Here is a 12,459-nt window from a genome sequence, read left to right on the forward strand (position 1 = left end):
GAATAACAATAACGCGAAACGCACCTGCCACTCCAATCAGCAATGAACTTTAACATACAAAAAGACACCCTATAAAAATAGGATGTCCTTTTGGCATCGGTTCTATGGTTTTAAACGCTTCTTCTTACAGGAGTGATCACAATAAATCTGTGTGGTTCAGCTCCATCAGAAAAGGTTTTAACACGTTTGTTTTCGGCTAAAGCGGTATGAATTACTTTACGCTCATAGGACGGCATCGGTTCTAAAGCCACGTCTTTTCCGGACTTCACTGCCTTGCCAGCCAGACGATGCGCTAATTGAATAAGCGTTTCACTTCTTCGGTTTCGGTAATCCTCTGCGTCCAAAATCACATTTAAATAATGTGTGGCATATCGATTAATGACAAGCTGGGTCAAATATTGCAGTGAATTTAGTGTTTGGCCTCTTTTCCCAATTAAAAGAGCAATCTTTTCTCCTGACATCACAAAGGTAACCTGTTTACCTTCCCGCTTGATTTCTATTTCTGCGGGTGCTCCCATTTGTTCACTTACTTGAGTGAGGAATTTCTTCGCTTCTTCAATTGGGTCAATAATCACTGTAACCTTGACAACAGCTGGACGAGAACCAAAAATACCAAATATCCCTTTTTTGCCTTCGTCAATAATATCTACATCTGTGCGGTCTTTTGTTGTCTGTAATTGAGCTAAAGCTGATTCTACTGCTTCTTCGACAGTTTGTCCTGTAGCAGTTACCTGTTTCACTTTTTTGCTCCTCCCGCATTACCGGATGCTTGTGACCTTAAATCCGGCCCTTTAATAAAATACGTTTGTACAATCATAAATACATTTCCGACAACCCAATATAACGAAAGAGCTGCAGGGAAACTAAACGCAAAGAAAACAATCATAATCGGCATCATCCAGGTCATCATGGCCATTTGTGGATTCGCCTGTTGACCGGCCATCATAATTTTTTGCTGGATGAAGGTTGTGATCCCAGCGACGATTGGCAAGATGTAATAAGGATCTTTCTCACCAAGGTCAAACCATAAAAAGCTATCAGAGGCGATTTCTCTTGTTCTTGAGATCGCATGATAAAAACCAATTAAAATCGGCATTTGCACGATTAATGGAAAACAACCAGCCATCGGATTAACACCGTGCTTTGAAAAAAGTGCCATCGTTTCCTGTTGCAGCTTTTGCTGTGTTTTTTGATCTTTTGAACTATACTTTTCGCGAAGCGCCTTCATTTCCGGCTGTAATGCCTGCATCGCCTTTGAGCTTCTTGTTTGTTTGATCATGAGTGGCAAAAGAGCTAAACGGATTAAAATCGTTACCACAATAAGGGCTAACCCGTAGCTTCCTCCAAGTATGTGGGCACCTTCTTTAATCACCCATGAAAGCGGATAGACAATGTATTCATTCCAAAAACCTGAACTCTCTGATGTGATCGGCTTCTTTATTTCACTGCAGCCTGTTAAAAATAAGAACACAGAAAGCAGGCCGAACGAAAGCAATATTCGTTTTTTCAACCAAATTTTCCTCCTTGCGTACTATAGAATGAAAAGGGTGGTACACCTTTTATGTATCTATTTATTTTTTTATAAAAAAACTATCTATTACCAATCCTTAAGGAGCCATTCTGTAAGCACTTTCGCTATCCATTTTATCATTTTTTTAAATTATTTGTCTTTAGAAAGCGATAATATTTTGACTAATTACGGAAATTTAGTTTCTTTTGAGGACTTTCCCTACTTTTAACACATGGGTTAGGCTTTTTTTTACTTCAAAAAAGTCCATTTCGGCTGTGGGCTTCCTCGCAATAATAACATAGTCATTCCCTGAGGTTAATTGATCGTTCAGTTCAAAAATGGCTTGTCTTACATATCTCTTGATTCTATTTCTAGTTACAGCATTACCAATCTTCTTGCTTACAGACAGTCCAATTCGAAAAAAATCCTGGTCGTCTTTCTCGACGCTATAGACAACAAACTGGCGGTTGGCAAAGGAGCGTCCCTTTTGAAATGCCGTCTGAAATTCTTTGTTTTTCTTAATTCGGAATTCTTTTTTCATAAAAAAAACTCCTTCTCTTATTGATATGAAAATTCACTCAGATGAGAAAAAAGACCACTGACTGTTCAGTGGTCTAAGCTGATAATACTTTTCTTCCCTTTAGACGACGGCGAGCAAGAACCTTACGGCCATTTGCTGAGCTCATACGACTGCGGAAACCGTGAACTTTACTATGTTTACGTTTATTTGGTTGATACGTTCTTTTCATATATGACACCTCCCTGAGGAATAGCTATCAAGTTAAAACTTAATTGACAGTCTTACTTATTATAAAGACGTCTATCTACAATTGTCAACAACTCTCCAAATATTATTCCTTATTTCCAATTTTTTTCGAACATGTTCTTATCCATTTTAGAAATTCTAATCATAGGAAAGTCTATATGTATGTTTGTCTGTTCATTCCGCTCCAGGCACTCCTCTTTTCTGGCTGTGGATAATTTTTTCGACAGTTTTTTATTATCCACACAAGATATTGACAGGTTTTGCACAAACTTACTACTTGTGGACAATATTTATGCACATAATGTTATAGTTGTGGATAAGCTACGAAAAGGCATTGCAACTACAGCGATAATTTGATATTATATTTGTGTTTTCACTCTGAATAACTTCATCTCAGATAATGTGTTATCCACAAACTGTGGATAACGTGTGGATAGTTTATCCTAGCATTCTGTAAAAACTTGTCCACAAGCGGTGGATATTGTCGAAACTCCACATTATTTCCTTATTATAAGTTTTCCACAACCACTGTTTCGTATATTTATAAATTAATAGGTTGTACTGCTGGTATAATCCACGTTTTTTCACGGAACTTTAGACATATAGGTGATCCGGTTGCGAAGAGAATATTCCGGAAGAAAAATATTTTTTTGGAGTTAGACAGAAAAAAATGCGAGTGCAGTTACGATAAATTGTTTTATTAAAGTAAAAAGGAGGGATACTAGTTGGAAAATATTGCGGATCTTTGGAATGCAGCGCTGGCCAACATTGAGAAAAAGATAAGCAAGCCTAGCTTCGACACATGGCTTAAGTCGACAAAGGCCCATTCCCTTCAAGGTGACCTGCTTGTCATAACCGCTCCCAATGAATTTGCGCGTGATTGGCTAGAAGAGCGTTATTCTCAGTTGATCTCTGGGATTCTCTATGAAATTACCGGAGAAGAGCTATCTGTAAAGTTTATTATTCCGCAAAACCAAAATGAAGCCGAAAATGACATGCATTTACCGCCTAAAAAAGTAAAAAGAGACGATGATCATGGAGAATTTCCACAAGGTATTTTGAATCAGAAATATACCTTTGATACATTCGTTATTGGTTCAGGCAACCGCTTTGCCCATGCCGCCTCACTTGCGGTAGCTGAAGCTCCAGCCAAAGCCTACAATCCCCTCTTTATTTATGGAGGCGTAGGATTGGGAAAGACACACTTAATGCACGCGATCGGCCATTATGTCCTCGATCATAATCCGGCTGCAAAGGTGGTCTATTTATCATCTGAAAAATTTACCAATGAGTTTATTAACTCCATTCGTGATAACAAGGCAGAGAATTTTCGCAATAAATATCGAAATGTCGATATCTTACTGATTGATGATATTCAGTTCCTGGCCGGAAAAGAATCCACCCAGGAAGAATTTTTCCATACTTTTAATGCCCTTCATGAGGAAAGTAAACAAATTATTATCTCAAGTGATCGACCGCCAAGGGAAATTCCTACACTTGAGGACAGGCTCCGTTCCCGCTTTGAATGGGGACTGATTACCGATATTACTCCGCCAGATTTAGAGACAAGAATTGCCATCCTTCGCAAGAAAGCAAAAGCAGAAGGTTTGGATATACCAAATGAAGTCATGTTGTACATTGCCAATCAGATTGACTCCAATATTCGTGAACTAGAAGGGGCGCTAATCCGAGTGGTTGCCTACTCTTCTTTAATTAATAAAGATATTAATGCGGATCTTGCCGCAGAAGCGTTAAAGGATATTATTCCTAGCTCAAAACCGAAGGTCATTACGATTCATGAAATTCAAAAGCTTGTCGGAGAGCATTACAGTATTAAATTAGAGGATTTCAAAGCGAAAAAACGGACAAAGTCTGTTGCTTTTCCGCGGCAAATTGCCATGTATTTATCACGTGAATTGACCGACTACTCCTTGCCAAAAATAGGAGAGGAATTTGGCGGTCGTGATCATACTACCGTGATCCATGCCCATGAAAAAATCTCGAAGCTGCTCCAGACAGATTCCACCTTGCAAAAGCAAATGAAGGAATTGCATGAGTTGTTAAAAATATAAAAGTGGAAGTGCAATGAGCAAAATCTCTATCTCACTGGAAGCTGGACCGGTCACTTTCTAAAAATACCGTTCCCTGACTCCATTTGATTGTTAAAATTGTGAATAACTTCTTCCCATCTATACACAGTCTGTCCACATGTGGATAGGCTGTGTTTCTATTGTAAAAACGAGGTTATCCACATACTAACAGGCCCTACTAGTACTTCTACTGTTTTTATAAAAAATATTATTATATGTTAGTGATTAAAAAATATGCATAAAACGGAGGATTAATCTGATGAAATTTATCATCCAGCGCGATCGCCTTGTTCAAAGTGTCCAAGATGTAATGAAAGCCGTCACATCACGAACGACCATTCCTATCTTAACGGGAATCAAAATTGCTGCTACAAGTGAAGGAGTTACCTTAACAGGAAGTGACTCCGATATTTCGATTGAATCATTTATCCCAAAAGAGGATGCAGGACATGAGATTGTGGAAATTAAACAATCAGGAGCCATTGTCCTTCAAGCGAAATTCTTTAGCGAGATTGTTAAAAAACTCCCTACGGATTCAGTAGAGATTGAGGTTTTAGGTTCGTTACAAACCGTGATTCGCTCAGGAAAGTCTGAGTTTAATTTAAATGGACTTGATGCAGAGGAATACCCACATCTTCCACAGATTGAAGAAAATAATAAATTTCACATTGCCACTGATTTATTAAAAGCAATGATTCGACAAACACATTTTGCAGTGTCCACCTCAGAAACACGCCCCATCTTGACAGGTGTAAACTGGAAGATTGAAAACGATGAATTAATCTGTATTGCAACAGATAGCCATCGCCTTGCATTAAGAAAAGCTAAAATCGAAACAGACAATCATGAGAACTATAATGTCGTTATTCCGGGCAAGAGTTTGAATGAGTTAAATAAAATCATTGATGACACAAATGAACCAATCGATATTGTGATTACAGAAAACCAAATTTTATTTAAAGCCAAGCACTTATTATTTTTCTCAAGATTATTAGAGGGTAATTATCCTGATACATCGAGATTAATTCCAAATGAAAGTAAAACGGCTGTAACGGTTAATACAAAGGAATTCCTCCATGCAATTGATCGTGCATCGTTATTAGCGCGTGAAGGAAGAAATAATGTCGTCAAGTTTTCGATCATTGAGGGTGGAAGCATTGAAATTTCATCAAATACGCCCGAAGTTGGGAAAGTAGTCGAAGAAATTCAAAGCCAATCTATCGAGGGTGAAGACCTAAAGATCTCCTTTAGTGCTAAATATATGATGGATGCCTTAAAAGCATTAGAAGGGACAGATATAAACGTAAGTTTTACTGGGGCTATGCGTCCTTTCGTTATTCGTCCCCTTCATGATGAAACGATCCTACAGCTTATTTTACCTGTAAGAACGTATTAATTTTCCAAGTGAGTGCTATATGCCACCATACAACTGGTGGCTTTCTTATTGTAATCAGGGACCGGAAGCAGAACATCTGATGAAGAAGACGTAAGCACATTTTTTTAAGAAATTTGGCTTTATGTCCCCTTCTGTGTTCTTTTTTCGAGTTTCCTTTGTGTCTAATCAATTTTTTTAGTAAAATAAAGTATTGGAACCATTTTTAGAAATGAGGATGAAAATAGTGCCTGAAAAAATCATGCTAAATACCGAATACATTACATTAGGACAATTTTTAAAACTGGCCGATGTTATTCAATCGGGTGGAATGGCAAAATGGTTTTTAAGTGAACATGAGATATTCATAAATGGCGAGCAAGACCAAAGAAGAGGAAGAAAGCTTCGCGTGGGTGACAAAGTCCAAATTGCTGGCTTTGGGGAATTTGTCATTACCGAGTAAAAAGGATGATGCGATTCCCATGTATATAGAAAAATTGTCGTTAGCGAATTATCGGAACTATGGAGAGTTATTTGTCGAATTTGAAAATAAGGTCAATGTGATCTTAGGTGAAAATGCACAAGGGAAAACAAATGTGATGGAATCCATCTATGTTTTAGCTATGGCTAAGTCTCACCGTACATCCAATGATAAAGAACTTATTCGTTGGGACCAGGAGTATGCTAAAATAGAGGGTAGGGTTCAAAAGCAGCATGGCCCCTTACCATTGCAATTAGTCATTTCTAAAAAGGGTAAAAAGGCGAGATTGAATCATATTGAACAGCAAAAATTAAGTCAATATGTCGGAAATATGAACGTGGTCATGTTTGCACCGGAGGATCTCAACATTGTCAAGGGCAGCCCACAGGTGCGAAGACGATTTATTGATATGGAAATCGGCCAGGTATCCCCTATCTATCTACATGATATGAGTCAATACCATAAAATACTGCAACAACGAAATCATTATTTGAAAATGATGCAAATAAAAAAACAAACAGATCCGACGATGCTCGAGGTTTTAACGGAACAATTTATCCAACTGGCTGTCAAAATTGTGAAGAAGCGGTTTGAATTTTTAAGATTGCTTGAGAATTGGGCCAAGCCCATTCATCAGGGAATTTCCCGTGGTTTGGAAACACTTGAAATTACCTATAAGCCTTCCGTCGAGGTATTAGAAGATCAAGATTTGTCGAAGATGATAGAAAGATACGAGGAAAAATTTAATAAGCTTAGAACAAGGGAAATGGAGCGCGGTACGACTCTATTTGGTCCCCATCGTGATGATTTGCTGTTTTTTGTCAATGGCAGGGACGTTCAAACCTATGGATCGCAAGGGCAGCAACGAACAACCGCCCTTTCTGTCAAACTGGCAGAAATTGAATTAATCCATAATGAAATTGGGGAATATCCCATTTTACTTCTTGATGATGTTTTATCGGAGTTGGATGATTACAGACAATCCCACTTACTTAATACGATTCAAGGGAAAGTACAAACGTTTGTGACCACCACAAGTGTCGAAGGGATTGACCATCAAACACTAAAGGAAGCATCCACGTATGTAGTTGAATCTGGCGTAATAAAGAAAGTTAATTGAGGTGAGTCATGTATATTCACATCGGGGAAGATCTAAACATTAGGGCGAAGGATATTATATCCATTTTAGATAAAGAGAGTGCAAATCAGTCTCCACTTGTTGAGGAATTTTTAAAGCACCAACGTGAGAAATTAATTAACTTGTCCAAAAACCCCTTTAAATCAGTCATTATTACATATGACAATGTATACCTATCCCCAATTGCTTCAGGAACATTAAAGAAACGTTCAAGTCAAATGAATATACACGAATTTTAATATAAAGGTTTTGCTTATGGTTTTTAACCGCGAAAATATTGAGATATTTTTGTCAGAAGGTGCAGGTGAACAAGTATGACTATGGAACAAAAAGCAGTAGAAGAGACATATGGTGCCGATCAGATTCAAGTTCTTGAGGGACTTGAAGCCGTTCGGAAAAGACCTGGGATGTACATTGGGTCAACAAGTGGTAAAGGACTCCATCATCTTGTTTGGGAAATAGTGGATAACAGTATTGATGAAGCATTGGCAGGTTACTGTAACGAAATTAATGTCATCATCGAAAAAGACAATAGCATTACGGTAAAGGATAATGGTCGTGGAATCCCGGTTGGCATTCAAGAAAAAATGGGCAGACCGGCTGTTGAAGTCATCATGACCGTTCTTCACGCTGGTGGTAAATTTGGCGGTGGAGGCTACAAGGTTTCCGGAGGACTTCATGGAGTAGGTGCATCCGTTGTAAATGCCCTCTCAACAGAGCTTGAGGTTTATGTTCACCTTGATGGAAAAATCCACTCGATCAAATTTGAACGAGGCGCTGTTGTTCAAGAGTTAGAAGTGATTGGAACAACCGATAAAACTGGTACAATTACTCATTTTAAACCAGATGGTGAAATTTTTACGGAAACACTCGTATACGAGTATGATATTCTAGCCACGCGACTTCGCGAGCTAGCATTTCTTAATCGCGGCATAAAAATTACGATTGAAGATATGCGGGTTGAAGATAAACGAAATGAATACCACTATGAGGGTGGTATTAAATCGTATGTAGAGCATTTAAATCGGACAAAGGAAGTCATTCACGATGAACCGATTTACATGGAGGGAGAGCGTGACGGAATAAGTGTTGAAGTTGCCCTCCAATATAACGAAGGCTATACAGATAACATTTACTCATTTGCAAATAATATCCACACCTATGAAGGTGGGACACATGAATCCGGCTTTAAAACAGCTTTAACTAGGGTTATCAATGATTATGCGCGAAAAAATGGCATAATCAAAGAAAATGATACAAATCTTTCCGGGGAAGATGTACGAGAAGGAATTACAGCGATTGTCTCGATCAAACACCCTGACCCACAATTTGAAGGACAAACGAAGACTAAGCTAGGTAATTCTGAAGTTCGGGCAATTACTGATACCGTTTTTGCCAGCACCTTTGATAAATTCATGATGGAAAATCCTTCTGTTGCTAAGAAAATTGTCGAAAAAGGCTTAATGGCAGCTCGTGCAAGACTTGCAGCTAAGAAAGCTAGAGAATTAACGCGACGCAAAAGTGCGTTAGAGGTGTCTAGTTTACCTGGTAAATTAGCAGACTGCTCTTCAAAGGATCCAGCTGAAAGTGAAATGTATATCGTTGAGGGTGATTCCGCGGGCGGGTCGGCTAAGCAAGGACGTGATCGCCATTTCCAAGCGATTTTACCACTGCGTGGAAAAATCCTGAATGTTGAAAAAGCACGTTTAGATAGGATTCTCTCTAACAATGAAGTTCGAGCCATGATTACCGCAATTGGAACTGGAATCGGTGAAGATTTTGATATCGCCAAGGCACGTTACCATAAAATTGTGATTATGACGGATGCCGACGTGGATGGTGCCCATATTCGGACGCTCCTCTTAACGTTCTTTTATCGTTTTATGAGAAAAATTTTAGAAGCGGGTTATATTTACATTGCTCAGCCGCCGCTTTATAAAGTGCAGCAAGGAAAGCGGATTGAGTATGCTTATGATAACAAAGAACTTGAACGGATTTTTGCGATGCTGCCGGCTTCACCAAAGCCTAATATCCAACGCTATAAAGGTTTAGGTGAGATGAACCCTGAACAATTATGGGAAACAACGATGGACCCTGAGAGAAGAAGTATGCTTCAGGTTAGTCTTGAAGATGCAATAGAGGCGGACGAAACCTTTGATATGCTAATGGGTGAGAAGGTAGAACCACGTCGTAACTTCATTGAAGCAAATGCACAATATGTTAAGAATTTAGATATATAAAAGGCGGAGGGAGGTAATTAATATGTCTGAAACCCCCAATCAACAAATAAAAGAAATTAATATTAGTCAGGAGATGAAATCTTCCTTTCTTGACTACGCGATGAGTGTTATTGTTTCTCGTGCTCTACCAGATGTTCGTGACGGCCTTAAGCCAGTGCATCGCCGTATTTTATATGCGATGCATGATCTTGGAATTCATTCGGATAAACCGTATAAAAAATCGGCACGTATTGTTGGCGATGTTATTGGTAAATATCATCCGCATGGTGATTCTGCCGTATACGAAACAATGGTTCGGATGGCACAGGATTTCAATTACCGTTATATGCTTGTCGATGGTCATGGAAATTTTGGATCTGTTGACGGTGACTCTGCAGCAGCGATGCGTTATACAGAATCGAGAATGTCGAAAATCTCAATGGAATTATTAAGAGATTTAAACAAAGATACCATTGATTATCAAGATAACTATGATGGTGAAGAAAGAGAACCGGTTGTTTTACCAGCGCGATTTCCTAACCTCTTAGTCAACGGAACAACTGGAATTGCTGTTGGAATGGCGACAAATATTCCTCCGCACCAGCTTGGCGAAATTATTGATGGAGTTTTAGCTGTCACCCATGATCCTGAAATTACTATTCCAGAGCTGATGGAAATCATTCCGGGGCCAGATTTCCCTACAGGGGGATTAATTCTTGGTCGAAGCGGGATTCGTAAAGCATATGAAACCGGCAGAGGATCGATTACGCTACGTGCGAAGGTAGTCATTGAACAAAAATCAAACGGTAAAGAAGTCATCATTGTTAATGAATTGCCATATCAAGTAAATAAAGCAAGATTGGTTGAAAAGATTGCTGAATTAGCCCGTGATAAGAAAATTGAAGGCATTACAGACCTGAGAGATGAATCCGATCGTAAAGGGATGCGAATTGTGATTGAGGTCCGTAAGGATGCCAATGCAAATGTTCTTTTAAATAATTTATATAAACAAACGGCTCTGCAAACAAGTTTCGGAGTCAATACACTAGCCCTTGTTAACGGGCATCCGAAGGTGTTAAACCTTAAGCAATGTTTGGTTCATTATTTAGATCATCAAAAAGTGGTAATTCGGCGCAGAACAGAGTTTGAATTGCGTAAAGCAGAAGCACGTGCCCATATCTTAGAAGGTTTACGAATTGCTTTAGACAATTTAGATGCCGTTATTACCCTTATTCGAAACTCACAAACCACAGATATTGCCCGTGAAGGCTTAATGACTCAGTTTAGCTTGTCAGAAAAGCAAGCCCAGGCAATTCTTGATATGCGATTACAGCGTTTAACAGGATTGGAACGGGAGAAAATTGAGGATGAGTATCAAACACTTATGAAGCTTATTGCTGAATTAAAGGCTATTTTAGCTGATGAGGAAAAAATCCTTGAAATTATCCGTGAGGAATTACTTGAAATTAAAGACCGCTTCAATGATAAACGCCGTACAGAAATTGTTACAGGTGGACTTGAAAATATTGAAGATGAGGATTTAATTCCTCGTGAAAATATTGTCATTTCACTAACCCATAACGGCTATGTGAAGCGTCTCCCTGTTTCAACATATCGCGCTCAAAGACGTGGCGGTCGTGGGATTCAAGGAATGGGAACGAATGAAGATGATTTCGTTGAGCATTTAATTACGACATCTACTCATGACACCATTCTCTTCTTCACTAATAAAGGGAAGGTTTACCGTTCTAAAGGGTATGAAATACCAGAATTCAGCCGAACAGCTAAAGGGATTCCAATTATCAATCTCCTTGGTGTCGAAAAGGGAGAATGGGTAAATGCAATTATTCCAGTTGAGGACTTTGTGGATGATTGGTATTTATTCTTTACTACAAAAGAAGGTATCTCTAAACGATCTCCATTATCTTCGTTTGCCCATATTCGGAATAACGGCTTAATTGCGTTGGGTTTACGTGAAGGCGACGAACTTATTTCCGTTCGGTTAACGGATGGAAGTAAGAAGATGGTGATTGGTACGAAAAAAGGGATGTTAATTCATTTCCCTGAGACAGATGTCAGATCCATGGGACGGACGGCCACAGGTGTTAAAGGGATTACTCTTGACTCTGATGATGAAGTAGTCGGTATGGAGGTTCTTGAAGAAGATAGTGACGTTCTGATTGTAACGAAAAATGGTTATGGTAAACGTACCCCTGCCGATGAATACCGTATCCAAGGTCGTGGCGGTAAAGGAATCAAGACCTGCCATGTGACCGAGAAAAACGGTGAACTTGTTTCGGTACGGGCTGTAACTGGTGAAGAAGACCTTATGCTTATTACAACAGGCGGCGTCCTCATTCGAATTGATGTAGCGGCCATTTCAAAAATGGGTCGAAACACGCAAGGTGTCAAACTCATTAGTATGAAGGAAAGTGAAAATGAGTTTGTGGCAACTGTTGCGCAGGTTGAAAAAGAGGACGAAGAAGGTATAGAAACGGATCCTACTGTGGGAGATGAGACTACGCTTGATGAAAATCAAGATGGTGGCATTCCAGAGGGTGAAGAGTAATAGTTTGTGGAGAAGGAGCATACAGCCGTGTGCTCCTTTTTTAAAAGATAAGAATTTATAAGTTTTGACTTAGAGAAATGTCCAGCTCCAGGTGCCGAATACGGGCGCCTGGGGCTTTTCTTATGGTTATGTAAATATTATTGCGGAGTAAACACTTTAAAAAATATGGTTTTCAAAAGAACCGTACTGCTATAATCATTTAAGTCTACAAAGGGTTTCTAATATACTAATAATAAATATTAAAAAATTGTTGACTCTATTTTATATAGATGGTATATTAATTAAGTCGCTTACGGGTGATTGAGAAATTTGCT

Annotated in this window: 11 protein-coding genes; 7 read left to right on the forward strand and 4 right to left on the reverse strand. The window is 39.0% G+C overall.

Annotated elements, in window-relative coordinates; genetic code table 11:
- Positions 1-110 precede the first annotated feature (110 nt).
- The 4 genes from jag to rpmH all read right to left on the reverse strand — a co-directional run bounded on the left by jag (position 111) and on the right by rpmH (position 2,259).
- On the reverse strand, positions 111-740 hold the full coding sequence (gene jag, locus TY15_RS21755; RefSeq protein WP_040206660.1) for an RNA-binding cell elongation regulator Jag/EloR: 630 nt from the start codon (positions 738-740) through the stop codon (positions 111-113).
- Positions 737-1,510, reverse strand: coding sequence for a YidC family membrane integrase SpoIIIJ (gene spoIIIJ, locus TY15_RS21760; RefSeq protein WP_040206658.1), 774 nt, complete (start codon positions 1,508-1,510; stop codon positions 737-739). Before spoIIIJ ends, jag begins: the two co-directional genes overlap by 4 nt.
- 196 nt (positions 1,511-1,706) lie before the next feature.
- Positions 1,707-2,051, reverse strand: a complete 345-nt coding sequence (rnpA, locus tag TY15_RS21765; protein WP_040206656.1) for a ribonuclease P protein component — start codon at positions 2,049-2,051, stop codon at positions 1,707-1,709.
- 73 nt (positions 2,052-2,124) lie between these two features.
- The gene (rpmH, locus tag TY15_RS21770; protein ID WP_007084526.1) at positions 2,125-2,259 is read right to left on the reverse strand and encodes a 50S ribosomal protein L34; all 135 of its coding nucleotides are present in this window, start codon (positions 2,257-2,259) and stop codon (positions 2,125-2,127) included.
- A 742-nt stretch (positions 2,260-3,001) separates the two neighbouring features.
- Here rpmH and dnaA point away from each other — a divergent pair.
- From dnaA to gyrA, 7 genes are all read left to right on the forward strand, one after another.
- Positions 3,002-4,348 carry a chromosomal replication initiator protein DnaA gene (gene dnaA / locus TY15_RS21775; RefSeq protein ID WP_040206652.1) on the forward strand — a complete coding sequence of 449 codons (1,347 nt, stop codon included), beginning with the start codon at positions 3,002-3,004 and terminating at the stop codon, positions 4,346-4,348.
- A 277-nt stretch (positions 4,349-4,625) separates the two neighbouring features.
- Positions 4,626-5,762, forward strand: coding sequence for a DNA polymerase III subunit beta (dnaN, locus tag TY15_RS21780; RefSeq protein WP_040206650.1), 1,137 nt, complete (start codon positions 4,626-4,628; stop codon positions 5,760-5,762).
- 214 nt (positions 5,763-5,976) lie between these two features.
- Positions 5,977-6,201: a S4 domain-containing protein YaaA gene (gene yaaA / locus TY15_RS21785; RefSeq protein WP_392391457.1), complete on the forward strand. Its 225-nt coding sequence runs from the start codon at positions 5,977-5,979 to the stop codon at positions 6,199-6,201.
- A 19-nt stretch (positions 6,202-6,220) separates the two neighbouring features.
- A complete protein-coding gene (gene recF, locus TY15_RS21790) occupies positions 6,221-7,339 on the forward strand; it encodes a DNA replication/repair protein RecF (protein WP_040206646.1) in 1,119 nt (372 codons plus the stop codon).
- 8 nt (positions 7,340-7,347) lie between these two features.
- The gene (gene remB, locus TY15_RS21795) at positions 7,348-7,596 is read left to right on the forward strand and encodes an extracellular matrix regulator RemB (protein WP_040206645.1); all 249 of its coding nucleotides are present in this window, start codon (positions 7,348-7,350) and stop codon (positions 7,594-7,596) included.
- 81 nt (positions 7,597-7,677) lie between these two features.
- On the forward strand, positions 7,678-9,597 hold the full coding sequence (gyrB, locus tag TY15_RS21800; RefSeq protein WP_040206701.1) for a DNA topoisomerase (ATP-hydrolyzing) subunit B: 1,920 nt from the start codon (positions 7,678-7,680) through the stop codon (positions 9,595-9,597).
- A gap of 22 nt (positions 9,598-9,619) precedes the next feature.
- Positions 9,620-12,145, forward strand: coding sequence for a DNA gyrase subunit A (gyrA, locus tag TY15_RS21805; RefSeq protein WP_040206644.1), 2,526 nt, complete (start codon positions 9,620-9,622; stop codon positions 12,143-12,145).
- The last annotated feature ends 314 nt before the right edge of the window (positions 12,146-12,459 follow it).

The organism is Neobacillus jeddahensis (assembly GCF_000612625.1).
Lineage (GTDB): Bacteria > Bacillota > Bacilli > Bacillales > Cytobacillaceae > Neobacillus > Neobacillus jeddahensis.

What these genes read in the sequence shown, in the direction of transcription:
- rnpA (WP_040206656.1), bottom strand. Translation starts at nt 2,051, where the DNA reads ATGAAAAAAGAATTCCGAATTAAGAAAAACAAAGAATTTCAGACGGCA.
- rpmH (WP_007084526.1), bottom strand. Translation starts at nt 2,259, where the DNA reads ATGAAAAGAACGTATCAACCAAATAAACGTAAACATAGTAAAGTTCAC.
- dnaN (WP_040206650.1), top strand. Translation starts at nt 4,626, where the DNA reads ATGAAATTTATCATCCAGCGCGATCGCCTTGTTCAAAGTGTCCAAGAT.
- yaaA (WP_392391457.1), top strand. Translation starts at nt 5,977, where the DNA reads ATGAAAATAGTGCCTGAAAAAATCATGCTAAATACCGAATACATTACA.
- recF (WP_040206646.1), top strand. Translation starts at nt 6,221, where the DNA reads ATGTATATAGAAAAATTGTCGTTAGCGAATTATCGGAACTATGGAGAG.
- remB (WP_040206645.1), top strand. Translation starts at nt 7,348, where the DNA reads ATGTATATTCACATCGGGGAAGATCTAAACATTAGGGCGAAGGATATT.
- gyrB (WP_040206701.1), top strand. Translation starts at nt 7,678, where the DNA reads ATGGAACAAAAAGCAGTAGAAGAGACATATGGTGCCGATCAGATTCAA.
- gyrA (WP_040206644.1), top strand. Translation starts at nt 9,620, where the DNA reads ATGTCTGAAACCCCCAATCAACAAATAAAAGAAATTAATATTAGTCAG.